The sequence below is a fragment of the Legionellales bacterium genome (genome assembly GCA_026125385.1).
GTDB lineage: Bacteria > Pseudomonadota > Gammaproteobacteria > JAHCLG01 > JAHCLG01 > JAHCLG01.
In genome coordinates this window covers 1-25,070 of the sequence record JAHCLG010000003.1, presented here as the reverse complement: position 1 = coordinate 25,070, position 25,070 = coordinate 1, and the positions used below count along the sequence as shown (strand labels likewise).

Annotated in this window: 26 protein-coding genes; 12 read left to right on the top strand and 14 right to left on the bottom strand. The window is 39.7% G+C overall.

Annotation, left to right across the window (positions count from 1 at the left end; all coding sequences use genetic code 11):
* The first annotated feature begins 16 nt into the window (after nt 1–16).
* The gene (locus tag KIT27_01805) at nt 17–1,189 is read left to right on the top strand and encodes an MFS transporter (GenBank protein MCW5588375.1); all 1,173 of its coding nucleotides are present in this window, start codon (nt 17–19) and stop codon (nt 1,187–1,189) included.
* Between the two features lie 263 nt (nt 1,190–1,452).
* On the opposite strand, the gene KIT27_01800 is transcribed toward KIT27_01805, so the two are convergent.
* Both KIT27_01800 and KIT27_01795 read right to left on the bottom strand, forming a co-directional pair.
* Entirely contained in the window at nt 1,453–2,367 is a 915-nt protein-coding gene (locus KIT27_01800) for a DUF2608 domain-containing protein (protein MCW5588374.1), read from the bottom strand.
* A gap of 284 nt (nt 2,368–2,651) precedes the next feature.
* Nucleotides 2,652–3,101, bottom strand: a complete 450-nt coding sequence (locus tag KIT27_01795; protein ID MCW5588373.1) for a hypothetical protein — start codon at nt 3,099–3,101, stop codon at nt 2,652–2,654.
* Between the two features lie 198 nt (nt 3,102–3,299).
* On the opposite strand from KIT27_01795, the gene KIT27_01790 reads away from it, so the two are divergent.
* The 3 genes from KIT27_01790 to KIT27_01780 are packed head-to-tail and all read left to right on the top strand — an operon-like array spanning nt 3,300 to nt 4,258.
* Nucleotides 3,300–3,758 (top strand): hypothetical protein, encoded by a 459-nt coding sequence (locus KIT27_01790; GenBank protein ID MCW5588372.1) that lies wholly within the window; start codon nt 3,300–3,302, stop codon nt 3,756–3,758.
* 49 nt (nt 3,759–3,807) lie between these two features.
* Nucleotides 3,808–3,990 (top strand): type II toxin-antitoxin system RelE/ParE family toxin, encoded by a 183-nt coding sequence (locus KIT27_01785; protein MCW5588371.1) that lies wholly within the window; start codon nt 3,808–3,810, stop codon nt 3,988–3,990.
* Entirely contained in the window at nt 3,983–4,258 is a 276-nt protein-coding gene (locus KIT27_01780; protein MCW5588370.1) for a helix-turn-helix domain-containing protein, read from the top strand. Before KIT27_01785 ends, KIT27_01780 begins: the two co-directional genes overlap by 8 nt.
* Nucleotides 4,259–4,292: 34 nt before the next feature.
* On the opposite strand, the gene KIT27_01775 is transcribed toward KIT27_01780, so the two are convergent.
* Complete coding sequence (locus tag KIT27_01775; protein ID MCW5588369.1) at nt 4,293–4,769, bottom strand: GNAT family N-acetyltransferase; 477 nt, start codon at nt 4,767–4,769, stop codon at nt 4,293–4,295.
* Nucleotides 4,770–5,118: 349 nt separating this feature from the next.
* On the opposite strand from KIT27_01775, the gene KIT27_01770 reads away from it, so the two are divergent.
* On the top strand, nt 5,119–5,367 hold the full coding sequence (locus KIT27_01770) for a hypothetical protein (protein ID MCW5588368.1): 249 nt from the start codon (nt 5,119–5,121) through the stop codon (nt 5,365–5,367).
* 55 nt (nt 5,368–5,422) lie between these two features.
* On the opposite strand, the gene KIT27_01765 is transcribed toward KIT27_01770, so the two are convergent.
* From KIT27_01765 to KIT27_01715, 11 genes are all read right to left on the bottom strand, one after another.
* Nucleotides 5,423–6,022 carry a mobile mystery protein B gene (locus tag KIT27_01765; protein ID MCW5588367.1) on the bottom strand — a complete coding sequence of 200 codons (600 nt, stop codon included), beginning with the start codon at nt 6,020–6,022 and terminating at the stop codon, nt 5,423–5,425.
* Nucleotides 6,010–6,468, bottom strand: coding sequence for a mobile mystery protein A (locus KIT27_01760; GenBank protein MCW5588366.1), 459 nt, complete (start codon nt 6,466–6,468; stop codon nt 6,010–6,012). Before KIT27_01760 ends, KIT27_01765 begins: the two co-directional genes overlap by 13 nt.
* Nucleotides 6,469–6,805: 337 nt before the next feature.
* Entirely contained in the window at nt 6,806–10,228 is a 3,423-nt protein-coding gene (locus KIT27_01755; protein MCW5588365.1) for a hypothetical protein, read from the bottom strand.
* A 233-nt stretch (nt 10,229–10,461) separates the two neighbouring features.
* Nucleotides 10,462–10,848, bottom strand: a complete 387-nt coding sequence (gene rplS / locus KIT27_01750) for a 50S ribosomal protein L19 (GenBank protein MCW5588364.1) — start codon at nt 10,846–10,848, stop codon at nt 10,462–10,464.
* The gene (gene trmD, locus KIT27_01745; protein ID MCW5588363.1) at nt 10,845–11,588 is read right to left on the bottom strand and encodes a tRNA (guanosine(37)-N1)-methyltransferase TrmD; all 744 of its coding nucleotides are present in this window, start codon (nt 11,586–11,588) and stop codon (nt 10,845–10,847) included. Before trmD ends, rplS begins: the two co-directional genes overlap by 4 nt.
* A gap of 16 nt (nt 11,589–11,604) precedes the next feature.
* A complete protein-coding gene (rimM, locus tag KIT27_01740) occupies nt 11,605–12,123 on the bottom strand; it encodes a ribosome maturation factor RimM (protein ID MCW5588362.1) in 519 nt (172 codons plus the stop codon).
* Complete coding sequence (gene rpsP / locus KIT27_01735; protein ID MCW5588361.1) at nt 12,123–12,380, bottom strand: 30S ribosomal protein S16; 258 nt, start codon at nt 12,378–12,380, stop codon at nt 12,123–12,125. The genes rimM and rpsP overlap by 1 nt, the downstream gene beginning before the upstream one ends.
* Before the next feature lie 218 nt (nt 12,381–12,598).
* The gene (locus KIT27_01730) at nt 12,599–13,300 is read right to left on the bottom strand and encodes a hypothetical protein (GenBank protein MCW5588360.1); all 702 of its coding nucleotides are present in this window, start codon (nt 13,298–13,300) and stop codon (nt 12,599–12,601) included.
* Between the two features lie 35 nt (nt 13,301–13,335).
* Complete coding sequence (gene ffh, locus KIT27_01725) at nt 13,336–14,715, bottom strand: signal recognition particle protein (protein ID MCW5588359.1); 1,380 nt, start codon at nt 14,713–14,715, stop codon at nt 13,336–13,338.
* Between the two features lie 55 nt (nt 14,716–14,770).
* Nucleotides 14,771–16,156, bottom strand: a complete 1,386-nt coding sequence (locus tag KIT27_01720) for an ankyrin repeat domain-containing protein (GenBank protein ID MCW5588358.1) — start codon at nt 16,154–16,156, stop codon at nt 14,771–14,773.
* 45 nt (nt 16,157–16,201) lie between these two features.
* Nucleotides 16,202–16,534 carry a hypothetical protein gene (locus KIT27_01715; GenBank protein MCW5588357.1) on the bottom strand — a complete coding sequence of 111 codons (333 nt, stop codon included), beginning with the start codon at nt 16,532–16,534 and terminating at the stop codon, nt 16,202–16,204.
* 229 nt (nt 16,535–16,763) lie between these two features.
* On the opposite strand from KIT27_01715, the gene KIT27_01710 reads away from it, so the two are divergent.
* From KIT27_01710 to KIT27_01680, 7 genes are all read left to right on the top strand, one after another.
* Complete coding sequence (locus KIT27_01710; GenBank protein MCW5588356.1) at nt 16,764–18,152, top strand: hypothetical protein; 1,389 nt, start codon at nt 16,764–16,766, stop codon at nt 18,150–18,152.
* Between the two features lie 122 nt (nt 18,153–18,274).
* Entirely contained in the window at nt 18,275–19,951 is a 1,677-nt protein-coding gene (locus KIT27_01705; GenBank protein MCW5588355.1) for a CTP synthase, read from the top strand.
* The gene (gene kdsA, locus KIT27_01700; protein ID MCW5588354.1) at nt 19,948–20,757 is read left to right on the top strand and encodes a 3-deoxy-8-phosphooctulonate synthase; all 810 of its coding nucleotides are present in this window, start codon (nt 19,948–19,950) and stop codon (nt 20,755–20,757) included. The genes KIT27_01705 and kdsA overlap by 4 nt, the downstream gene beginning before the upstream one ends.
* Before the next feature lie 32 nt (nt 20,758–20,789).
* Complete coding sequence (locus KIT27_01695; protein ID MCW5588353.1) at nt 20,790–22,934, top strand: hypothetical protein; 2,145 nt, start codon at nt 20,790–20,792, stop codon at nt 22,932–22,934.
* A gap of 115 nt (nt 22,935–23,049) precedes the next feature.
* The gene (eno, locus tag KIT27_01690) at nt 23,050–24,318 is read left to right on the top strand and encodes a phosphopyruvate hydratase (protein ID MCW5588352.1); all 1,269 of its coding nucleotides are present in this window, start codon (nt 23,050–23,052) and stop codon (nt 24,316–24,318) included.
* A gap of 11 nt (nt 24,319–24,329) precedes the next feature.
* Complete coding sequence (ftsB, locus tag KIT27_01685) at nt 24,330–24,602, top strand: cell division protein FtsB (GenBank protein ID MCW5588351.1); 273 nt, start codon at nt 24,330–24,332, stop codon at nt 24,600–24,602.
* 49 nt (nt 24,603–24,651) lie between these two features.
* The coding region (locus KIT27_01680) for a hypothetical protein (protein ID MCW5588350.1) at nt 24,652–25,070 on the top strand (419 nt) is incomplete at its 3' end.

The following is a 25,070-nucleotide window of genomic DNA, read 5'->3' as shown; positions in this document are numbered from 1 at the left end:
AAAAAGGATTTTAATCATGTTAACACGGAACAATTTAAATTTTGGGGTCATCATACTTTTATTTTGTTTAAGTGGAATATCGATAGAACTTTATTTAGCATCGCGTCCTATTTTTAGTGGTCTTGATTCAGCAAGTCATGGCGCGATGCAATTAATTTTAATCAGTTTATTGGTGGGTATTAGCCTAAGCCAATTTATTTTTCCGCCATTGGCTGAATATGGTGGTCGACGTTTGATATTATTAATTAGCCTTGCAGGATATTGTGTTTTTAGTCTGCTAAGTTTTTTCCCTATCCCTAATTCACTGTTGAATCTCTCGCGTTTTTTGCAAGTATTAACCGCTACAGGCTGTGGTGTCTTGGCGCTTTCTTTTTTGAGCGATCAAGAAACATCTCGTGACTTAGGAAAAAAAGTGGCTATTCTCGGTGGTATATTAGGTTTTGCTGTTGCTGTGCTGCCATTTGTGGGGGGATATGTCAATGAGTGGTATGGTTGGCGAGTTAGTTTTTTAGGATTATTTTTTTTAGGTGTATTAGGTTTTTTAGGTGTTCTGCTGCTGTTAAAGGAAAGTACTCCAGCTAAACTATCACCAGCGCCAACAATGAATATTTGGAATGGTTATTTTAAGCAATTAAACGATTATACCTTGCGGCACTATTTGCTGGCGACTGCTTGTGGTTTTACCGCCTATTTTATCGTTATTGCCTATTCTCCCTTTATTTTTTTGAATGATTTAATCGTCAATAAACATGTTTATGCCATTATGCTGATTTTTTTAGGTTTTGCCTACACCACAGGTTCGGGGATTGCCTATTGGTATAGTCAAGAATTGGAAGCGGATAAGATTGCCATATTAGGTTCAAGCTTATTATTTATGAGTAGTATTTTGATTGTGGCTTTTTATGGATTTATGCATGATGAAATTTTAATCTTTGTGCCACTTGCCATTGCTAGTGCGGGAGTGGCATTAATTAATAGTGCGGGTACTTCGTTAATCTTAGCACGATCGACCTTATCGGCACATGCTGCTGCACTTACTTACGCGGTAAAATATTTATTAGCGCCGATTTTAGGATTTTTTATCATTTTCATTTTACACGCAGAGATGTTGACCATCGCCGGTTTAATGGCGGCGCTGAATATTGCGGCAATTATTCTGTTCTGGAGAGTAAGACCGTTATCATCATGATATTTTTTACTGCCATCGAGATTTTTTCTTGTCAAAACCATCTGCAATACTTGTGTGAATATATACCCAACGCCCTTCAAGATGCGGCTGAAGACAAAATCTAGGGTTAGAAATTTTCACTGATTGTCGAAGTGAGCCATCCTAATAAACACCTATTTTTCCTCTTTTTTTGCGAAAGCTTAGCGAACGCACTTATTAACTAACGCCTGCGACTTAATCTCCGACTCCCCGCATCTTCATTGGCGAGCGGTATAGTAGTGAAGTTAAGGCAAATTAGGCTTAATTAAATTTTCTTGTAAAGTCTTTTTAATAGTTAACCATTGCTGTGCCGTTTGTTCTTGAACGTGATCCACATCATTAGCAAAATCTTGTTGTGAGGAATTTAATTTCGTGTAATGGACGGTAATGGCAGTGACCGCAGGATTATTCACATATTCGTTATAAACATTATCAACATTTTGTTGTTGATCGTCGACAAAAATAATCACATTGGGAGTAACAATGTTTAATTTACTGAATAAACATTGTAAGGCTTGGCCTTTATCTAAACCTGACGTATAAAAAACGCCTTTATGATACGACATGGAGCGAGTGGTTTGATCACACAAAGGGAATTCGCTGGCGATATCGGCTTGATTATTGGTATCGACTAATCCTGTCGTTTGAAATAATAAATGGTGTTGATTATCCACAAATTGATTATCCATGAATTGCGCTTCACTAACATCTTGCATGTTTGGGCCTCGCGAAGTTTCAACAATCAGATGAAGTTGGGGGTATTGCTGAGCGAGTGTGGCTAAGCTTTTGGCGATATCTGTTCCACGATCGGTTGGGACCATTTTGCTTAAGGTGAATAAGAGAGTTTGCACGTTGAGTAAGTCGTTAAAATTTTGGGCAACTAATTGGCTGCTTTGAGGTTGAGACGTTAATAAAGCACTTTGCCAATTAAACCAAGCCACTCCGCCTAGATATTGGGGCGTGGTGAGCAACGTATCATCATCATCAAACGCCACCAGGGTATTCGCAGCAGGGTTTTGTTGCAGGGTTTTAGCAATAATGTTATTTACTTGCTTAAAATCCGCCGCGCTGGTTTTAATCGCCATGGCAAAGCTTGAGGTGGTGAATAAGAGTAGGCTTGAGAGAACGAAAACACATAACGCATGGCAAGATGATTTCATGGCATTTCCTTTATTGTTGTATCAAAGCATCAAATCAGTACAAGATGGTGGGATTATAATAACTTTCGGAGATTTTTGCCAATGATATAAGCGTTATACACTCCTTGTTTATATTTAAACAAAATTAAACTATATATAAACAAAAAGGCAGTGAATCTTGCTCTAACAGGACTTACTAAAAACGAGAGTTTTGTTTCCAATCGAGGTACGAACCGTCGCGAGCAGCGCAGCAAGGTTCGTAACGAAAAGTGCAGGCAAACATCGAAGTTTTTCGTAAGTTCTGTCTAACTTACTTCAAAATTTTCACCAACCCCTGAGACTATGCTATAGCGACAATTGGCGCCATTGTATTGTTCAACCCGGATGTCAGGATTAGCAGGGCCTTTCGCTGAAACATCAAATTGACACGCCTTGCTGACAAACATCGATTTCGTTGACTGAGGCTGATATAACGTTAAGACATAGGAAACATTGAAATTTGCGGTGGTAAAACCAAAGCCATAAGTAAACGTGGGATTTGCAGGGTTGAGGGTAAAATCATAAATACTCCCTTCATTCTCGCCAGACTTATTCGTAAAAAACGCTTGTTCATTTGAGGAAGTGATGATAAGGCGCCCATTCCACGTAGCGGTGTCTGCTGTGATATTATGCCAGGTGTGAACGCCCTCTGCGAATACGCTAGGTGAAAAGCATGCAATAATGAATGCCATGGGAATAATCGTCGATTTTTTCATCTGTCCATTCTCCTTGTTAGAAAAAATTAAACCAAGAGAATAGCACACAGAAATGCAAATGAGAATTATTTTCATTAAGTTAGCGACAGAGAAATTAATGGAACCTAACCCCAGCAGCATTTAAAACGTTATTTAACTGATTACAGAAGTTTCACACTAGCACGAAACTCCTGGAGTAAAAAATAAGGAGAATTTGGGATGAATGAAATTCACTTCCTTCAGCTTTTCAAAGGCAACAAAACCGTTTTCGGTGAGAGTTTTAATTATCCACAACCCGGTGTCGCTGAACTTGAGCGCTGGTTAGTGACGTTACCACCACAAAGCGTGGGTGATTGGCATAGACACGAAGTCCCAGAATTTTTTTTTGTTAGATTAGGGAAGTTATATGTCGTGAATCAACGCGCAGGTGAAAAACCTACTGTTAACGTCTTTAACAGTGGTGAACATGGCGTCACCGATTGTCATATTTCACAATTTATCTGGAATCCAAGTACTACGGATGAAGTGATTGTCGAAGCGATTTATTTGGGTTGTAAAGGCAAAAATCCCACGAAGAAAACGGGCGGGAAGCCTAGCCAAGAATTATTAGATAAATTGTTACAGCAAACTATTGCTAGAAATAGCACTGAGGAAAATAATTTAGCGGATCAAGATTAAGGTTGTCAGATGAGCGTTATAGACTGGTAATGCAAAAAAATTAAAAAATTTGAGAAAAATCCGTTGGGGCGGTAAAGGGCAGGGCAAAAGAGGTGGAAATCGCATTATCTATTATTGGAAAACACAGAAAAAGGAGATTTGGTTGTTAACCATTTATAGCAAAAAAGAACAAGATAATATTTCTCAACACGTATTAAGACTATTAAAGCAGGAGTTGCAAGACCATGAGTAAACGAAATATTGAACAAGAGCTCCTAGAAAGCATTTGTACGATTAAACAAGGTAAAGGTAAAAAAAGGGAAATAAAACTGGATGATATTCGTCATATTCGCGATCAACTATCTCTGTCTCAAACGGCATTTGCAGCATTATTAGGCGTAAGTGAGCGGACTTTACAAGATTGGGAGCAAGGAAGACGTCATCCCTCTGGAGCCGCACGTTCGCTTTTATATATTGCTTCAAAACATCCTGAAGTATTTGTCGATCGTGTTTGGAAATAATGTATTGTAGTGTGGTAGTGTTCAAAGTAATGATTTATTTTAAAAGCGCCAACAGTAGCACCTCATCACTTGAATATAAATCTTTAATCACCGCAATTTTTTTTGCTGCTAATATGTTTTCATATAAGGTTTTTGCTGGGTTATCGTGGCGGGTTGAAATGAGGATCGCTTTTAATTGGGAATTATCCTGTGCTAAATACTTTTCGATTTGCTGAAGAGATTCTTTAATTAATTGCGTACCAATGCCTATACCTTGATAACTGCTAAGAACGGCTATTTGTTCAAGCTCGATAACCACTTCCTGGCGAAAACCACTTTTTTGCATCCATTGAATATAGCCAACAATTTGATTGGCTTCATCGCGAGCCACAAACAGCATAATTCTGGGAAATGCGGCAAAATTACAGGAAACCCATTGTAATGAATTCATCTGTCGTGAAAATTTTTGGGCGTGTATTTGCGCAACCGCTTCAATATCCTCTTGTTGCATTGGTAAAATAATGATTGTCATGCTTCCTTCCCTCTAATCAGCTAACCTCAGCTATGATAGCAAAATCAAAGCCTGTTTTTTCTAAGAACCTGTTCAAAGTCTCCAATCTTGGTCGTAAACTGCCGATTTTCTGTGCTCATTTACTGACGTGTAAACGGCGCTCCGATGCTCAAAAATCGACACTTTCTGACTCAAGCTTGGAGATTTTGAACAGGCTCTAAGATGGTACTATTGTGCCAGTGGTAGGATTAGCATATTATCTTAGATTGAGCAGTAGTAACCCACTGCTGAATCTAGGAATAAATATTGATTTTCATTATTGAAAACGATTAAACACTAAGCGTGAACTGTAACTACCAAGGAGAGTAAAATGCGTTACGTGATGTATGCTGGGATCATAATCGCAACTACCGTGTTATCGGCGTGTGCTACCACAGGTTCCTCTAGTAATTCAGAATTACCCACCGTAAGATTATCTCATCATACGCATTTTTATGATCGCTGCACGGATGAATATCGGCAAATTTGTCGAGTAGAATGCCAAAGCGGCGGCAGAAGCAATTTACAAGCCTGCGAAGACGAATGCGTGCAAAAAAACGAGCCTGATTGTCATCGCTAACTTATAATTTAAATTGATGGCTTAACGATGATTGCTTTTTTTTGCAACGGTATTTTTATGACCGTACAAAATTTAATAATGGTGCATAATTATTTTTATCAGCTGCTCGTAAAGCTTGAATGTAGTGTTCTCGAATAGGAGATACTTGCACCAAGCTCTCCTGCCTTCCCCAAGTGAACCTGGGTTGTTGCTGTGATAATAATATAATATCCGTCATCATTCTGGCATGTCGCCCATTACCATTAGCAAAGGCATGAATAGCCACTAAACGATGATGAAAGCGCGCTGCTGTTTCATCAATCGCATAACTATTATGATTAACCTGATAAATTAAATCATCCAGCAGCAATTGCAATTGAACGGATATCATTGGCCAATCAACACCAATATTTTTATTGCTTCGCCGATATTCTCCTGCCCAGCGCCAAGTTTTGGCAAACATTTGTTGATGGAGTTTTTTAATAAAATGTTGACTCACGATCGCTTCAAATTCAAGTCGATGCCAGCTTAACCATTTTTCTGCTTCCAGAATATTAACCTGTTCCCACTCATTTAACTGCCCTTGAGTAGTAATATGTTGAGGGATTAAACCATTTGCTTCATCGGGATCGAGTGGTGTAGCGCCAGGCGGGTAATTCCATACTACTCCTCCCATAGGTATCTCCAGGAATGCTGTAATAATTCTTCGGTCAGATCCTTTACCTGCTGTTCAAACCACTCCTGACTAATGGATTGGGCTTCTAAATCCATGGTGTGCGAGGTGCGTTTGAGTTTTTCCAGTGCTAATTCTCGTGCTCGAGTTCTAACTTGGCTTTCTAAGCTGTTATTTGGGATAAAACAATAAACAAACTGGCAGTTCAAACTTTCTGCTACCGTTTTTAACGTGCGCAACGTTATAGCCCCTTCGATTTCAGTTGTTTCAATTTTAACAATGCGAGAAGGATCAACGTGTAATCGTTTCGCTAATTGTTTGATCGTCAGACCTAAAGCTTTGCGCAAGGTTCTCACCCAACCCTGCTTAGGTGTAGATAATGCAATATTTTCGTTGTAGTGGGCAAATTGTTGATCCAGCTGTTTAAGCGTTACCAGTCCCTTTTTCATAATTCACCTATCTATTTATAACTATATTCTACAAATATTAATTATATAATTATAATTAAATAAGTCAATTATTAGTTATAAATAAGTAGCTAATATTCGGATAGGTTGAATATCTCAGGTTTAATGATTTTAAATTGACAAAATTGTCAAGTGGAATGCCAAAGCGGCGGCAGAAGCGATTTACAAGCCTGCGAAGACGAATGCGTGCAAAAAAACGAGCCTGATTGTCATCGCTAATGATATCAAGCTAACTAATAGCGGTTAACATTGTATCTCGCAATTTTCTGCGGTGGCATGAAAAAAAAACATTATACCAACATAAAGTTTGCTTTAAACTTTATGTTTTGTAACTTCCCAAAAGAGGCATTTTAAATCTGGTTTCGGGCTTTTCTTGATTATTCGCAGAAGATGAATACGCTGAGCTACTTGAGCTACTTGAGCTACTTGAGCTACTTGAGCTACTTGAGCTACTTGAGTTGCTTAAACTACTTGGTGATTGCTGATCTACTGAATGCGTCGTTGTAGGTGTGCTCGCCATTATCAAGTCATCCGATAGTAAAGTTGCCTGACCTGCAACTAGTGGATGAGCTGTTTCTACGTAACGCACCGCGGCGTCTACAGGAGTAGATAAGCTTTGTCTCATTGACTCATAGGAGCTATCTAGTTTAGCCGATAGTGCATAATTATCGATGGTAGTTTCTTCAGCTCCAAGTCTACCTGCTACACTGTTTCCAAAAACATCGCCGAGCATTCTGCCCATATAGCGAAAAAATCCAGCAACCGTTTTAGTTATTTTGGAAAAAGAGCGGGCTACACGTGTCAAATCTTTTGCGAGTTTATATTTAAAATCTTGTGAGCACGCAGCAAGAGGCGCGGAGTTTTTTTGGATTGCTGAAGAGCCAAGAGCTGCAATGAATCGCAAACAAAAAGCAACATAACTACCGATTAATTTTATTGTGGTTCTAACGATGGATTCTTTAGGGGTAGGGTAGAGATATTGTTTTAAGGAGTGTACTTGCTGCGGATTTTCAAATTTAGCTTCAATTAGTCTAGCCAGTTTTAATTTATTAGCATCGCTAATTTTTGTTAAGTGTTCGTTATGCTCTCGTAAAAAGTAGATAATTTTAGCTTGCTCTATACGTTTAGTGATTTGATGAGTTGTATTCGTTGAAATTTGAGTGACCAACTTATCCACTGCTGTATTTCTCTCTTGCTCTGAAGCATTTGGAAATTTTTTACTGTGTGCTTCTGTAAGAATCGCTGTTAATTCTGCGCGAGCTGCCGATATTTTTGCCTCACGAGTGGCTTCAGGTTCCTTTAGAACTTCATAGACTACAGCACCTAATTTCGCACCTGCAAAGCCTAGGGCTGCTGGCCAAAATGTGCCGAGATCTTCACGAATGTGTTCACTTAACCAGGGAACATTGAGTTTAAAGGCAATGGCCGCTCCTAGACTTAAGGCTACAGCAGTGTAAACAATGGCAGTGGCAGGGTCGCGCTCCAAATCTTTTAAACCTTTCACAAACCAACTGCGCGGACCATGTAAAGTAAGTTCAACCAGCGCTGCAGCCATTTTTGCCTGCATGAAACCACCAGCCACAGCAGAAGAAGTTGTACCATGAGCCATAGCTGTGCCTAGGGATTTCGAAAAGCCAAGATAACTCGGTCCCAGAAATTTCACTAAACTGGGAGTTAACACTGCAAAACCTCCCGCCGCAAATGTTAGGGTAAAAACTAGGCCTGTGAATGGATGTTTAGCATAAATGTTGTGCATGAAAAAGTTGAGAAAGCGATCGCCACCATGCGCGGCAGCGCTGAGTAAGTCGTTCCATTCACCTGGGCTTAGATCGTATGGAACAGTTGCAAATTTCGAGGTAGGTGAATGTGTTGAAGAAGAACTTGTGTTGATTAGTTTTAGCCTTGATTTGGCCGTTGCAATCTTATCATAAATTGAGGGATTTTCTGGAATCTGCTCAGTAGCTTCAGTTTTCGGTTTTAAGTCATTTTTTTCAATGGCATCTAATACCTCTTTAGTGTCTAAATTCTCCTGCTCCGCTCGATTATAATCATCGCGCACTTGCCTAACTAATTTTACTGACCATTGTGAAGCGACGTCTTTTAAGCCATAGGCAATGTCTTTTACCACATTTGCTATTAAATTCCCAAGAAAGTGACCCACACGAGTACCGAGTCCATCTCGAGTGGGTTTCATTCGATTGCACATGTCGGTGCCATTTAAAACAGGGGCATGCGAGCTTACGGTATCTGCTAAGCGAACTTTATTTGCAAGTGATGGGAGTTTGAGGTTCCCGAACGTAATAAGGGAAGCGAGAAATCCAAAAGGAAAGTCAATAAATAACCCCAATAACAAGCCCGTTGATATATTCCACAACCATTTGCTGGCTTTTTTTAGGCTGGTTAACATCCCTCCATCGGCACGCCATTTGGTGTAAGGAGTTGTTTTTAAATTTTTATTTAAATCGTTTGCTTGATCCTCGTTTTGATTTTTAACCCTACTAATATTGTTGTTGTCAAGAACAAATTGATTGTAACCTTCAATAAAAGTAATCGCCATTCCAGCTTGATCATCTGCTTCATCTCGCAATAATTTTTTAGAATGGTAGGCCACTTTTTCATTACCGACTCCAAATATTCCTTGATGCTCCGGGAGGATTGGATTGTGAGGATCGGCTTCGTAATCTAAAATGACGCGTACGCCATCTTCAATGGCGCTATTCAAATCGCCGCGCGTTGCGGCAAAGCCAGGTTGAGTAGAATACGTCATTAACTGATTCAACATTTGGCTTTCGCGCAAGTGGTGCAATAATTGTTGTTTAACAAAGGTAAAAACTGAGCGCACGCCAGTAGAGCGGTTGAAGTCGGTTAAGTCGGCGCCATTATCTGTGGGAATAGTCTTTAAATACTCATCGATACGCGCGATTTCATTGGTCTTTAGTGTCTCGTAATTAGTCTTTTTAATATTATGTTTGAGTTGAGTTTCATACGTTCCAAACAACGCGGTAATATTCGTTTTATAGCGATTGATAGCAGATACAAACTCTTCTCGAGTATTTGCGCAATTGGTCATGCGCTCTAATTCTTGTAGTAACTCAATACGATCTTGAGTGAAATCCAACAATGCTAATTTGGCGGTAGCACGATTACTCACAATACCATTTTGCACGCGCTCCAAAAAAATCATACGGTAATGGCCTAATTTTCCGATGACTTGCGAGGTGGCTGCTTGCGTGGAAACTAAATTCCATCTCACCGCTTCACGGATTTTGTCGGCGGTTGCATGCCAAACAAAAGAGTGATATTCGCCATTTTTATTGATGACATCGATCTGTCGTTCTTTAGTGTTAGGTGGTGGGGCTTGCTTAGCTTGACTTGCTGAATCGTTGGTTGGTGCATTGGTTGCATTTAATGATGAGGGTTCATGCTCTTGTTGTTTCTTTGATTGATATTCAAATTGAACTTGTCTAAGTTTTTGATAACGTGATGTCGCTTTATCAGCCCATACTGGCAAACAATTTTCAGGAGTAGCGTTGTTACTACTTATTGTAAATGTTTCTTTAGAATACTTATCTGCAGATAGCGCTTTTGACCGCCCTGGAACATTGGAAACAGGATAAATCGTCTCAATGTTTCCTTTTTTCTTATATAATAAAAAATTGTCTAAGGCTTTTTCATTTTCTTTTCTTAAGACGTCTGAATCGGAAACGGGTTGAATATCATTACGACCGCGAAATAAAGGCATGTTGATTTATCCTATTGTTTTCATTACATAATTGAATAACGTATGCGGGCATACTTTATAGGTATTTAAATGATAAGTCATTTTTGCTCCACTGACAAGAGCTAGGTTATTAAACTGTGCGATCAAAGAAAAAAATTTGCTTAGCTATAAACAACATATCCCGCAGGTTTGCCACGGGATATGTTTTTAGATAATAACTAACGTTATGGGTTAGACAAGCAGATAACCGTTGATTAATCTTGAGTGGTTACGCTGGCTTCGGCTTTGTCTTTGCTGACTAATTTTTCTTTGATGCGAGCGGCGCGGCCGGCTAAGTCGCGGAGATAATAGAGTTTAGCGCGACGCACATCACCACGGCGTTTTAGCGTGATGCTGGCAATGCTCGGGCTGTGAGTTTGGAATACGCGCTCGACACCTTCGCCGTGAGAAATTTTGCGCACGGTAAACGACGAGTTTAAACCACGGTTGGATTTTGCAATGACAATGCCTTCAAAGGCTTGTAAGCGTTCGCGGGTACCTTCCATCACGCGCACTTGCACCAGTAAGGTATCTCCGGCTTGAAAATCGGGAATATCTTTTTTTAATTGTTCTGCTTCGAGTTCTGCAATAATGTTACTCATTTTGTTGCTCCATGTTCTGCAATAAATTCATCTAACAAACGTTGTTGTTCGTTTGATAACTGCCGGCTATTGAATACATCGGGACGCCGTTGCCAGGTGCGGCCGATGGATTGTTTTAAGCGCCAGCGTTTTATTGCTTGGTGGTCACCACTCATTAATACGCTAGGCACAGGCAAATCATCAATCACTTCAGGGCGTGTGTAATGGGGATGATCGAGAAATCCATTAACAAATGAGTCTTCTATTAAAGACTGCTCATTTCCCAATGCTCCAGGCAATTGCCGGATGATTGCATCGATTACCACCATGGCAGCTAATTCGCCACCACTGATTACATAGTCACCCAAAGACCATTCGACATCGACAAACTGTTGACGAATACGTTCATCGATGCCCTCATAACGCCCTGCAAGCAGTATAATCGCTTCGTGTTGCGATGTTTTAACCACACTCTCATGTTTGAGAGATTGGCCTTGCGGCGTCATAAAAATTACCGGTGTGTTAACACCTAAATCCTTTTTTGCAGCTTGGATTGCTGCAGCCAGCGGTTGATACATCATGACCATTCCTGGCCCGCCGCCGTATGGTTTATCATCGACATTGCGATGTTTATCCTGCGTGAAATCACGCGGATGATAAAAATACAAATCAAGCAAGCCCTTTTCCAAGGCACGACCAGTAATGCCGTGGTGGAGGGCGCGGAACATTTCGGGAAATAGGCTAATAATGCCAATTTTCATTTCCTGTGAATGCTCCTTAAAAATCGGCGTCCCAATCGACGGTTATTATCTGGCTATTGAGATCAACTTGCTTGATAGCTTGTCCCATTGTAAACGGAATTAAGCGTTCTTTTTGCTGGTTGTCTTTTACCACTAACACATCATTTGCGCCAGTTGCGAGAATTTGAGTAACCTTGCCTAAGACAATTTGCTCTAAATTCACCACCGTTAAATTCAGTAACTCTTCCCAATAATATTCATCGTTGCTTAAATCGGGCAATTGTTTAAAATCAATTGCGATTAAATTATTGGTATACAAACGGGCAAGATCGCGATCATTACAGCCTGCAACTTGCACGACTAAACCTGTTCCGTGCAATTTGGCGTTGGCGATCGCGATTTCTTGCCACTGTCCTTGGCGCTGTATATGCCAAGGAAAATAATTCAAAATATTATCTAAAGGATCGGTAAACGATTGTACGTGTACCCATCCTTTGATCCCATATGCTGCCCCAAAGCGGCCAACAATAACGGGATCGAATGTTTGTTCAATCATTAAGCCGCTACAGACGCTTTTTCGTGCTCTTTGACGAGTGCACTGACGCGATCGGATAATTGCGCGCCTTGTGCTTGCCAATGTTGCAAACGTTCTGCATTGACGTGAAAACGTACTTCCGCGCCACGTGCCATAGGGTTAAAATAACCTAACTTTTCAATAAAGCGACCATCACGCGCATTGCGTTTATCGGTAGCAACTAAGTGATAAAAGGGCTTTTTCTTAGCGCCACCACGGGATAGACGAACCACAACCATGTTTTTTTCCTCTAACTAATTGTTCTATCTTACAAAAGCCGTGCATTTTACTGGATTTTGTGGTTAATGGGAAGCGATTTTTTATTATAAGCCACGAGCCACTGAAAATTTGATGTGTAGCAACGATTGCAATGCTATACCGCTCGCCAATGAAGATGCGGGATGACGCATATTTCTTTTTTGGAGAAAGTCGCATATGGAAGGGTGATGAGTATATCTCAGTGGTGCATTCGCAAGTTCGCGTTAATAGACTTCATCCATGCTTCGATAGTGTCCATTACTATAGTATTGGCTACACTAAATTTAAGACGAGTCATAAGTTGGGCTCTCTTTTTTGTTGGTACGAGTATTATTTCTCCTTTTTCAGGATCATCAATTTCTTGCCATTTAATTATACCTTTTAGTTTTTTTATATTACATTGAGCTCCTTCAACTTCGACAGTATCATGAGCAGTTATAGTAAAATCGAGAACAATATTTTGCTGAAATAATTCATTTTTAAATAGTTCTAATTTTTCTTTTAGGTGTATTTGCTGGAGTTTTTTCTCTTTACCTTGCACTGAATCCAGCAGAGTAGAAAACAATGTCTTTGAAGATGATGTGATTTTTTCTCTTAAATCATTACTGGTTACTAATAACAAAGTAATCAGTACAAGTAAAACAGTCATTATGCGATCGGGCGTTTTTTCTTGTAGAGAAAGTAACAATGAAATGAGTTCCGAGATAAACTGTTCTGAATTAGCATTTAATTGAGTAATTTTAACAGGCTCGCCATCAATGCAAGTTATTTCATTGCCCTTCCAGGATATGCCACCATCACAACACATTGTCGTAGCGGTGTCTCGGAACTCCACGCAGCCCGCTGAAACTTGAGATATAACGGCTAAGAGTGGGAAAGCTTTATAAAATAAACTCAACATAATAATTCCCTTTATTAATAGCGATTATTTATTAACTAACCAAACGGCGGAAATCCCCCACCGCCTTGTTGCGACATCATGCCTTGCATGCTGCGCATCATATTTTTCATGCCACCTTTACTGAATTTTTGTAACATTTTTTGCATTTGCGCAAATTGTTTTAATAATTTATTAACATCGGGAATGTCTGTCCCCGACCCTTCAGCAATACGCCGTTTGCGTGAACCTTTAATAATTTGCGGAAAACGCCGTTCCTGTACGGTCATGGAATTAATAATGGCTTCCATCCGTTTAACCATTTTATTAGGATCTTGTTGCTTGATTTTTTTTGCCATCTCTCCCATATTTCCAGGCAATTTATCCATGAGCGAAGCAACGCCACCCAGTTTATTCATTTGTTTTAACTGTTCGCGAAAATCTTCTAAATCAAATTTTTTACCTTTTTTTAATTTTTTAGCGAGTTTATCGGCTTGTTGTTTATCGATTTTTTCTTCGACTTGCTCAATTAAACTTAAGACATCGCCCATGCCTAAAATTCGCGAAGCAATCCGTTCAGGATGAAAAGGCTCAAGAGCATCTAATTTTTCGCCCACGCCTAAAAATTTAATCGGTTTACCGGTGAGATAACGAATGGATAAGGCCGCACCACCGCGCGCATCGCCATCGATTTTGGTTAAGACGACACCGGTTAACGGCAATGCATCGTTAAAGGCTTTGGCGGTGTTTGCCGCATCTTGACCGGTCATGCTATCTACCACAAAGAGCGTTTCAGTCGGCTGAATGGCGTTATGAATATTTTTAATTTCATCCATCATTTCATTATCGATATGTAGGCGTCCCGCCGTATCGATAATTACCACATCAGCAAAACTTTTTTTCGCTTGCTCAATGGCATTTTTAGCAATTTGAAGAGGATTATCCGTGGTAAGGCTTGGAAAAAAATCGACTTGTAATGTGTGAGCCAGCGTTTCTAATTGTTTGATAGCGGCAGGACGATAAATATCGCAACTGGTGACTAAGACTTTTTTCTGGCGTTTTTCTTTTAAGGTTTTCGCAAGTTTACCCACGGTGGTGGTTTTACCCGAACCTTGTAAACCAGCCATTAAAATTACCACCGGAGGCTGGGCGTTGAAATTAATATCGGTGACGCTTTCACCCATCATGGCAATTAATTTTTCATGGACGATTTTAATCAAGGCTTGTCCAGGCGATAAACTTTGCATAACCTCCTGACCCAACGCCTGCTCTTTAATGTCATCAATAAATGATTTGACGACGGGCAACGCCACATCGGCTTCTAAGAGTGCTAAGCGCACTTCGCGCAGAGAATCCTTGATGTTATCTTCGGTTAAGCGACCGCGTCCGGTGAGATCTTTGATGGTTTTACTTAAACGTTCAGTTAAAGTTTCAAACATACTGTTTTCCTAGTTGATTGCTTTTAAGAATTGCGAAAAAGTATACCACTAAAATTTAGTGCAGGTCGAACAATTGTGCTAAGCGAATAAAATTGGCTGCGGTTTTATCGTCGGGGTGTTGTTGAAATACTTTTAAATACGCTTTAATCACATAACTGTAATCGGGATGAGTGAGTACCGGCATCATCAGTTCAGCGCGCTCAATATCATGCGGTTCATTGTATTTTAACTGTTGAGCAATAATCATGGCTAATAACTCAACTTTACTGGCACGCGCCGCGGGCGAGGAATACTGAAAACTATTCACACATTCACCGAGGGCGATATCTTTATCCCATTCCACCCAATGACGATAAAAATTCAATGCCGCTTGTTTTTCGCTTTCAATATCTAAGACATTATGCTGCTGATTTTTCAGGGCCAGCATAAATAATAAGGTGGGAATTAATGCTTCAATATTCGCCCAAGAACAATTGCCAGTGATTTGTGAGCTTAAAGGTAAATCGGCAATTTTTTGCAACCCTAAAATTTGATAAAGCTGCTTTTCCATAAACGATTTAGATAATTTCTCATAAAAAATAGTGTGATAAAAGTCGGGCGTTAAGGCATTCGGCTGCGTAATCCGATAAATATTCACACTCCCCAGCTTTTTACTCATTTCTCCGCGATCACAAATCGCTAACCATTGATTAAATTTAACAGCTCCCACCGCATGCCCCTCATAAGAAAAGGGAATAATGAGAGGATTGTTTTGCAAGAGTTGCTGAATACGTTGATATAACGGTTGTCGATCCATTGCGTATTGTTGATAACGAATTAATTCAGCGGCAATCGCTAACGCCTGAGTAATGATTTTAAGATTATCAAAAAATAAACGCATGTGACGGGCAGCAAAATTATTTTGATAACGTTCTAAGGATTGTCGAATTATATTCAAGGTGAATTCTAAAAAAAATCCCTCAAGTTCCATTTCAATAAACACATTATTCGGATCGACGATATAGGTGGTGCCCGTTAACTCAAAGCGATGCGCAATCAATTTAGCATTAATAAAATCTTGAGCAAATTTTAAATCGCCGCCGTGTTGGTATAAGAGATTTTTTAATTCCTTATGTTCACGTAGCACAGGTTTCACCAATGGGCTTTGTGCGCCAAGATTAAAAATATTGGGATTAGCTTGATGTTGCAGGAGTAGGGTGGTGAGTTCTAGATTACTATTGTCGGTAGCCCAGTGCAGCGCGGTATTACCCGCCATATCTTGCTGATTAACAATCGCGCCGTTAGCAATGAGACGCTCTGCAATTTCGACGTTATTCACAATAGCCGCTTCAATTAAGGGTGTGTAGCCATAATTATCGATTTCATTCACATCGACACCTTGCTTAAGATAGCGCTCAATCAGCGCAATATTTTGCTCGATAATGGCGTCACTCAGCGACATGGGTTACCTTTTAGTATCATGAAAAATTTTATTGTAGCGATCTCATTAGGTTTTAGTAAAGCGCGGCGTATTCATTAAACGTTTGGTATTACCCAGTTGATGAGCCAAGCGATTTTGCAAGGCTAATTCATTATTAGTCACTTGGGGATTGAGTGTGCTACTGCCACCCTGACGGCTGCGCCCAAAAACTCCGCTAAAATAGCGCTCTTTGGCCAGCAAAGGATGATGAGGGGCCGAATGCGATTGTCCGCTATAAAAATCTTCTGGGGGCAGGGTAATGAAATCGCGCGCAAACCCTTGATGCCCACCCGCACTACCTTCGTCGTCGTCTGGGTTACCATTGAGTATGCGATCGGTGACCAGTTTAGTTAAATTCATGGGGTTACCTCATGGGCAATGAGTATAGTTGCAATTACATAAAATTTTCATTTATTAATTTTAAGTCGAATTATCCTTTTTGTAAAAGAAAAAATGCATCATCCCGTGGTTAAGCTGTGGAATGATGCGATCTGAAAAATCTGCATCCTCAAGGGTATAGCTTTGCTTATTTTTTTTAAATATGATAACTTTCTGCCCTGAGAAAAAGAATAACAAATAAGGTTAAATAATGCTTGGCAATGATCCCAACCTCCTGCAAAAAATCACTGGTGCTGGCGATAATTCAGATTCTAATCAAAAAGAAATTAGTGATGATAGTAATAGTTCAAGTTCCATGGCTCAAATAATTTCAGGTTTAGATCTTCAAAAAGTTATTGCCGCTGCTAAAAATAGTCAGAAAAGAAAAGCTGCTAGCCCTCTAGAGAAGACTGAGCCGCAGCTGAGAAAGCACCGTAAAGTCACTGAGGATTCGCTGGCTTTCCAAACCACGCATCTATCTCAATCAAATACCTCAACAGAAGAAGCAGAGAAAAAAGTAAAAGCAGCGAGTGTCGCAGAAAGTATTCAGGTAACAGACCAATATGGAATGATATTTTGCACTATAGAAAACATTCGGAATAAAGGGAAAGCAAAATATCGCAACCAAGATTTGTGTGTGTATGGAACATTGAATCCCAACTCTCAAATTGAAGAATTTTGTTCACAACTAAAAACATGTATTGTGGAATTACCAAACAATAATTCTCGATTTGTTCAGTATGGGAAAGAAGCTGGTAGCACATTATCAGTGATTGCCTTTGAAGTGCTTAATAACAATTCTTTACCAACCATTAAACTAAAAACATTAAATTGGGGGGATTCAAAAGTATATTGTGTGGGAATTCGCAACGGCGATCTGCCAGCTCTTCAAGATAAAGATATCATTATTCATACTTTGCGAAGCCAATCTGGAAACTTAAATGATGAAGCGCAAAGAAAAGAAATTAATGAGCAACTTGGAGCAGGTTATATAGGTCAAGAAAATAATAAATCATCCTATCGTTTTTATGATAAACTAGGTAGGTTAAGAGTTAATATGTCCAGTAGTATTGGTGATCTTCATAGTCCCGATTTACCGAGAACGCCGCATGAATTTAACAAGGATATCGAACTTCAATCTGATTTTATTTATTTTGTATTAGCCGCAACGGATGGTTTAATCTTGGGTGATACATTAACAGAAAATGAAGAACATCTACGGAAATTAATTCATCGAGTTTACCTAAAAAGAAAAGTTAACCCTGAAAACCCTTTTAAAAATTTGTTGCCAATATTATTAGCCAACTTGGGAAATTCTGCAAGAAGAGTGGATGAATCACTGGATGATATTTCCTATGTGGCTTATATTGTTGAACCAAACAAAAATTTAAATCAAAAATATTTTATGATGGTATTTGACGGGCATGGCCCGAACGCGCATAGCCTTACTGGTTATTGCGCAGATTCAATGGGGTATCATTTACAACAAAAAAATTTAATTGACAAATATATTAAAAATAATACAGTGATGGTTGATCTTTCGGGGACGGATTTTACTTCTCATTTGAGAAACTCAGCAGCGTTTTCTTCTTTTTCTTAGGAGTTTAAACTTCACCAAGATAAATGTTTAAACAAACTTTCTTGTTTAAACATTGTAAAATCCCCCCATTTTGATACAATAAACTCCCATCTTTTGTTTGTAAATTTCTATAAAGGATTCTCATGACTTGTTATGTTTTCGTCACTGGTGGCGTGGTTTCTTCGTTGGGTAAGGGGATAGCCATTGCGTCACTTGCCACGTTATTAGAAGCACGTGGGTTAAAGGTTAATTTAATTAAAATGGATCCTTATTTAAATCTCGATCCAGGTACCATGAGTCCTTTTCAACACGGTGAAGTGTTTGTTACCGAAGATGGTGCGGAAACCGATTTAGACTTGGGGCATTACGAACGTTTTGTTCGCATTAAAACTTCTCGCGATAATAATTTTACAGCCGGTCAAGTCTATGCGAATGTCTTGCGCAAAGAGCGTCGTGGCGATTATTTGGGCGGCACTGTGCAAGTCATCCCCCATGTCACCGATGAAATCAAACAGTTAATCAAAAAAGCCGCGGGTAAATCCGACGTCGCGTTAATCGAAGTGGGTGGTACCGTTGGCGACATTGAATCGTTACCGTTCTTAGAAGCCATTCGCCAAATGCGCATTGATTTAGGCTCTCATCGCGTCTTGTTTATCCATTTAACCCTGGTGCCTTATATTCCTTCTGCGGGAGAAATGAAAACCAAACCCACACAACATTCCGTGAAAGAATTGCGCTCCATCGGGATCCAGCCCGATATGTTAATTTGTCGTTCGGAAAAAGGTTTGCCCAGTAAAGAACGCTATAAAATTGCTTTATTTACCAATGTCGAAGAGCGCGCGGTTATTTCGCTGGAAGACATGAATAGTATTTATAAAATTCCTCTCGCTTTGCATGAGCAGGGTGTCGATAATTTTGTGGTGGAAAAATTAAATTTAACCGTGCAAGCCGCCGATTTAAGCGAATGGCAAGCCGTAATCGACGCGCAGGCCCATCCTCAACATGAAATCACGGTTGCTATGGTAGGAAAATATGTCGATTTAGCCGATTCGTATAAATCATTAACCGAAGCATTGCGTCATGCCGGAATTAAAACGCAAACCTTAGTTCATATACGCTATGTGGATTCAGAAGAACTCGAAAAAAACAAACCGGCTTTACTCGAGGATGTCGACGCTATTTTAGTGCCTGGTGGATTTGGTGAGCGTGGCATTGAAGGAAAAATAAAAGCCATTCAATTTGCCCGCGAGCAAAAAATTCCCTTTTTAGGAATTTGTTTAGGCATGCAATTAGCGTTAGTCGAAATTGCTCGCCATAAAGCGCATTTAGAAAAAGCCAATAGCACGGAATTTAATCCTGATACACCGCATCCGGTGGTGGGCTTAATCACAGAATGGACAACGCCAACCGGTACTGTTGAAAAACGATCGAAAAAATCCGACCTCGGTGGCACCATGCGTTTAGGCGCTTACGAATGCTATTTAACCGCTGGCAGCTTAGCGCAATCGCTTTATCAACAAGATTGTATTATTGAGCGTCATCGTCATCGTTATGAAGTGAATAATTATTATCTCGATCAACTCAGCGCACAGGGACTGTTAATTGCAGGGCGTTCGCGCGATGGTAATCTTGTAGAGATGATTGAGCTTCCCGAACATCCTTGGTTTGTGGGTTGTCAATTTCACCCTGAATTTACCTCCACTCCGCGCGATGGGCATCCGCTATTCAGTGGCTTTATTAAAGCGGCGATTCAATATAAATCTCAACAGGCTAATCATAGACGTGCCACTCAACCTATTATTCAGGAAATCATCAAATGAAATTATGCGGCTTCGAAGTAGGAAACGATAAACCCTTTTTTTTAATTGCAGGACCTTGCGTAATTGAAAGCGAAAGTTTAGCGTTAGAAACGGCGAGCATATTAAAAGAAATGACGGCAAAATTAAATATTCATTTTATTTATAAATCTTCTTTTGATAAAGCCAATCGTTCCTCTCATCACAGTTTTCGAGGCTTAGGTGTGCAAAAAGGCTTGGAAATTTTGGCGAAAGTGAAAAGCCAAATAGGCGTGCCAGTGTTAACCGACGTGCATGAAGATACGCCATTAAACGAAGTCGCAGATGTGGTGGATGTGTTGCAAACACCGGCATTTTTATGTCGACAAACGAATTTTATTCAAGCGGTAGCAAGTCTTGGCCTACCCGTCAATATTAAAAAAGGCCAATTCCTCGCACCCTGGGATATGCAACATGTGGCGAAAAAAGCCCAAGCAGTGGGTAATCAGCAGATTATGGTGTGCGAACGTGGTGTTACTTTTGGTTACAATAATTTAATTTCCGATATGCGCTCGTTAATCATTATGCGTGAAACGCATTGCCCTGTGGTTTTCGATGCCACTCATTCCGTGCAACTTCCAGGAGGACAAGGCACCACCTCTGGCGGTCAACGCGAATTTGTCCCGGCATTAGCCAAAGCCGCTGTCGCAGTTGGCGTGGCTGGAATTTTCATGGAAACCCACCCCGATCCCGATAATGCCTTAAGCGATGGTCCTAATAGTTGGCCTTTAGCGAAAATGTCGGAATTATTAAAACAGTTGCGTGCAATCGATGGCGTGGTAAAATCATGAACAACTAAAAATAATAATTAATCTGGGTAGTAATGCTGTCCAATCCACCTGTCTATCGATATCAACAATCTTGGATCATTCAACAGTTATTAACTTTTTGCGATATTGATCGAAAAAAAAATGATTCTCATGTTTGGACGGAAGCTGAGTGGGAAGCTTTTTGTGGTAACAAACTTCAGGGTTGTTGTGTGGGGTTTGCCATTGTTTATTCTTATATGGCAGCCGTGCAAAAAAACTTATCTTGGCAACATCATTTAGACATCATTTCGCGCTGGGATGGGCAAGAAAAATCTTTAGAACAAAACTATGAACTTTGGGCGTCGGACAGAGGATTTACATCCTTACACGATTTACTGCGACGCGCTAGCGATTATGTGTTCTATACGCAGAATTTTGCTAAATTTTTGCAAATCTCTGCAAACCAATATGAAATATTAACCGATAATAATTTGCCACTAGAAGGTGATAAACCACTTATTCACTGCCTTAAGCTGACTACCTCACTGCAACAACTGTTAGAGAGCTTTGCAAGACACAACCCATCGACTCAAAATCTAATTCTTTATTTTGTCAATGAAGAAATTAGGCATGCGTATTCCTTGCGAATTGGCCAACCCAATGCTGATCTATATGCCTATTATTTTTATGATGCAAACAATCAGGCTTTTGAAATACCCTTTGAGAATGCCACATCATTTATTGAGTACATGAGTAAATCCCATAGGGGCTATTTTGATTTTTATATCGCAACTTGGGATGAGCAAATAAAAATTAATTTGCTCAATATCGAGTCTGAAATACTTGGATTAAAATTTTTGAATTCAAACCGTTTGGACTTAAGCATTTCTCCGGACAGTAGTATATTTGAGCGTTTGTTAGAATTAGCCAGTATTAATCCAACGATTGATTTTGCGTTGAATAATGCCCTTTATTATCATTATTATTATCAATCCTGGAATTTAGTTTCAGCATTAATAGATGCAGGTTGTGAACAAACCTTAATTCAATTTTTTAACTATAGTGAGCATTCAGTCAATGCCCAAAAAGTTATTGAGCAGGGTCTCCTGCAAATTAATCATCAGGGTGAGAGAGGGTTAATTAAGGCCTTAAATTTTAAATGGCTCTTGCCGAGGTTATATAGCTTTATGACGGCATATGCTACCTATTTAACGGATATTTATGTCTCGCATTTGTCGCAAGTCGATATCACACAAAAGAATCAACTCTATTACATTATTTTGGATGATAAGCATTGGGCTCATTTGTATTTCTGGCTAAGAAGAGTTCGCTGCCCGTTAATGTCATTGCGGAAAATTCAAACTATTCTGCTGGGCACAACAGGTATTCCCGCAAATTTTTACTCAAGAGTATTATTGCTTCATCAAGTGATCCGCGAGAAATACGAAAAACTTTATGTCTTATTGACAACCCAGAGGATATTCGAATTTCATGCTATTTTAGAATGTAGAGATTACCTTTTGGAAACTCTGCGTTTCGCGCGCAATGCGCCTGAGTTGAGAATAAATTATGATAAACAATTTTTAAATTATGAGACATCATTATTTTTGACCATCCAACAAGCATTTTCAAATCCAAATCTGATGAGTCTGCTTTGCGATAAACTAGCCGAAAAAAATCAAATTTTTTCTTCAGGGTTAAGTGAATTAATTCTTTATAGTCAAACGAATCAAAAGCATTTGAACGCTGGATTACAAGAATCTTTAGTATTATTATTTCAGAGCCCCAATCCTTTATTACAAGCTACGATCATTGGATTATTGAGACAAGCCAATCTTTATGGGTGGACTGGTATGCATCATATCGCTCGCTATTCGCCATTATTACTAATAGAAATCATTGAACTGGCGAAAATACACGAGCCTTGGCGAAAACTATTGCGCGATGGTTTATTGATTAAAACAAATCAAAATATTACCGTGCTGCAGCTAATAAAACAGCACCAACCTCTGCAACTCTACCATTTATCAAAACTTGCAGATGAGGAAATTAATAAAATATTACAAGCCGATGTCATAGCACCACGTCCAAAACCTCAATATTCCCCCAGTTTATTTAATCAAGCTCAAGTTTGCCAACATCCCTTGCACATCACAACGATGCTTACGACTGATGATATTCGAAACACTTTGATGCAAAACTTCAAAGCTTTTTCATAATTTACCGATCTCAGGGCAACAATTTTATTACTGCAGAAAATCTAACCATGAGTGTTTAATAACCCTAAAAATTCGAGTAGAATCGAATGAATTAAACCAAGCGGGCAGGGTGAAAATGATAACAATACAACGCGTACATGCGCGACAAATTCTCGATTCCAGGGGTAATCCAACCGTCGAAGCGGAATTAACGCTCAGCACTGGTATCACTGCGCGTGCGAGTGTACCCTCGGGTGCCTCCACCGGTTCGCGCGAAGCCTTGGAATTACGCGATAAAGAAGCTCACTTTTATTTGGGTAAAAGTGTGTTAACTGCAGTAAAACACGTGAATGTCGACATTGCCAAAGCCATTACTCGACAAACCTTTAGCGATCAACAACAGTTTGATCAATGCTTATTAGAATTGGACGGTACTGAGAATAAATCGCATTTAGGCGCCAATGCCATTTTAGCGGTTTCACTGGCCTTTGCGCATGCCTCCGCAAAACTACAAGCAGTCCCCTTATATCGCAGCCTCGGAGGTGAAAAAGCACGCGTGTTACCTATTCCATTAATGAATGTCATTAACGGTGGCGCACATGCTGATAATAATGTTGATATGCAAGAATTTATGATCGTACCGCATGGCGCACCTAGTTTCAGTGAAGCGTTGCGTTATGGTACTGAAGTATTTCATCACTTAAAAAAAGTGTTACACGATCGCAAACTCACCACCAGTGTTGGTGATGAAGGGGGCTTTGCGCCTAATTTAAATTCTAATCAAGAAGCCATTGAAGTCATTTTGCAAGCCATCGAACACGCAGGATATCGACCCGGTGAAGATATTTCTTTAGCTCTGGACGTGGCAAGTTCAGAATTTTTTGAGCATGATATTTATTATTTACAATCGGAAAATAAAAAATTATCCGGCGCAGAATTTGTCGACTATTTAGCGCGCTGGGTGGAGCGCTATCCTATTATCAGCATTGAAGATGGAATGGCAGAAAACGATTGGCTGTCTTGGAAATTATTAACCGAAAAATTAGGTTCAAAAATTCAACTCGTCGGTGACGATTTATTCGTAACTAATCCCCGTATTTTGCAACAAGGTATCGATAAACACATTGCGAATGCGATTTTAATTAAACTCAATCAAATTGGTACCGTGAGTGAAACCTTGCAAGCAATAAAGCTTGCTCAACAAGCAAAATATGGTGTGATTATTTCCCATCGTTCGGGGGAAACTGAAGATACCAGTATTGCGGATTTAGCCGTGGCTGTGAATGCCGGACAAATTAAAACCGGTTCTTTATGTCGTACCGATCGCATGGCAAAATACAATCAATTATTACGGATTGAAGAAGAGTTGAGGGAAAATGCGCAGTTTGCGCGAGTCTTTGATTAAGGGAATACATCATGAAATTAGTAGGGATTGCATTAATTGCATTATTAGCGGTGCTGCAATATAAAATTTGGTTAGCAGGAGACGGCGTTCGTGAATCCTTGCAATTAAATAGCCAAGTGAAAAATGCACAAATGGAAAATCAAGCACTCAACGATCGTAATCAAGCCTTAAGCGCCGAAGTGTTAGATTTAAAACACGGTGAGGCCGCCATTGAAGAACGTGCTCGTAGTGAATTGGGTATGGTCAAACAAGGCGAAACGTTTTATCAAGTTGTTAAACATTAAAAAATTTGTTAACGTTAATTGCAACGGATAGGTTAAGAAGGAATTGCCAATGAATTTTTTGTCGAAACAGAAGTTTTTTTTCCTCGTAGTGTTTATTTTAAGTTTAACCGCATGCGGTGGAGTGAGTGTAAAATCGGCAACACCCATTATCAATCAACAATTCTCACAATTAGAAACTTACTGGGATAATAATAATTTTGACGAGTTCATGAAAACCGTTAATCAAACGCATTTTATTGAAAATACCGATGAACATATGGCTATGCTGAAAAAACTGCGGAGAAAACTCGGTAAAATTAAACTATCTGGCCAAGTGATCATCACCGATAAACCTGAAGATAAACGCGCCCACTTGGTTGCTGCTTCAGTCATGACAACAGAACGCGGTTTATTGCGGTTTACCTTAGCCTATAACGATAAATTAGAAGTGATTGGCTATTACGTTTATTCACCCAGCCTTAAATTTAA

Coding starts and splice junctions, on each gene's coding strand:
- KIT27_01805 (MCW5588375.1), top strand. CDS start 17: ATGTTAACACGGAACAATTTAAATTTTGGGGTCATCATACTTTTATTT.
- KIT27_01800 (MCW5588374.1), bottom strand. CDS start 2,367: ATGAAATCATCTTGCCATGCGTTATGTGTTTTCGTTCTCTCAAGCCTA.
- KIT27_01795 (MCW5588373.1), bottom strand. CDS start 3,101: ATGAAAAAATCGACGATTATTCCCATGGCATTCATTATTGCATGCTTT.
- KIT27_01790 (MCW5588372.1), top strand. CDS start 3,300: ATGAATGAAATTCACTTCCTTCAGCTTTTCAAAGGCAACAAAACCGTT.
- KIT27_01780 (MCW5588370.1), top strand. CDS start 3,983: ATGAGTAAACGAAATATTGAACAAGAGCTCCTAGAAAGCATTTGTACG.
- KIT27_01775 (MCW5588369.1), bottom strand. CDS start 4,769: ATGACAATCATTATTTTACCAATGCAACAAGAGGATATTGAAGCGGTT.
- KIT27_01770 (MCW5588368.1), top strand. CDS start 5,119: ATGCGTTACGTGATGTATGCTGGGATCATAATCGCAACTACCGTGTTA.
- KIT27_01765 (MCW5588367.1), bottom strand. CDS start 6,022: ATGGGAGGAGTAGTATGGAATTACCCGCCTGGCGCTACACCACTCGAT.
- KIT27_01760 (MCW5588366.1), bottom strand. CDS start 6,468: ATGAAAAAGGGACTGGTAACGCTTAAACAGCTGGATCAACAATTTGCC.
- KIT27_01755 (MCW5588365.1), bottom strand. CDS start 10,228: ATGCCTTTATTTCGCGGTCGTAATGATATTCAACCCGTTTCCGATTCA.
- rplS (MCW5588364.1), bottom strand. CDS start 10,848: ATGAGTAACATTATTGCAGAACTCGAAGCAGAACAATTAAAAAAAGAT.
- trmD (MCW5588363.1), bottom strand. CDS start 11,588: ATGAAAATTGGCATTATTAGCCTATTTCCCGAAATGTTCCGCGCCCTC.
- rimM (MCW5588362.1), bottom strand. CDS start 12,123: ATGATTGAACAAACATTCGATCCCGTTATTGTTGGCCGCTTTGGGGCA.
- rpsP (MCW5588361.1), bottom strand. CDS start 12,380: ATGGTTGTGGTTCGTCTATCCCGTGGTGGCGCTAAGAAAAAGCCCTTT.
- KIT27_01730 (MCW5588360.1), bottom strand. CDS start 13,300: ATGTTGAGTTTATTTTATAAAGCTTTCCCACTCTTAGCCGTTATATCT.
- ffh (MCW5588359.1), bottom strand. CDS start 14,715: ATGTTTGAAACTTTAACTGAACGTTTAAGTAAAACCATCAAAGATCTC.
- KIT27_01720 (MCW5588358.1), bottom strand. CDS start 16,156: ATGTCGCTGAGTGACGCCATTATCGAGCAAAATATTGCGCTGATTGAG.
- KIT27_01715 (MCW5588357.1), bottom strand. CDS start 16,534: ATGAATTTAACTAAACTGGTCACCGATCGCATACTCAATGGTAACCCA.
- KIT27_01710 (MCW5588356.1), top strand. CDS start 16,764: ATGCTTGGCAATGATCCCAACCTCCTGCAAAAAATCACTGGTGCTGGC.
- KIT27_01705 (MCW5588355.1), top strand. CDS start 18,275: ATGACTTGTTATGTTTTCGTCACTGGTGGCGTGGTTTCTTCGTTGGGT.
- kdsA (MCW5588354.1), top strand. CDS start 19,948: ATGAAATTATGCGGCTTCGAAGTAGGAAACGATAAACCCTTTTTTTTA.
- KIT27_01695 (MCW5588353.1), top strand. CDS start 20,790: ATGCTGTCCAATCCACCTGTCTATCGATATCAACAATCTTGGATCATT.
- eno (MCW5588352.1), top strand. CDS start 23,050: ATGATAACAATACAACGCGTACATGCGCGACAAATTCTCGATTCCAGG.
- ftsB (MCW5588351.1), top strand. CDS start 24,330: ATGAAATTAGTAGGGATTGCATTAATTGCATTATTAGCGGTGCTGCAA.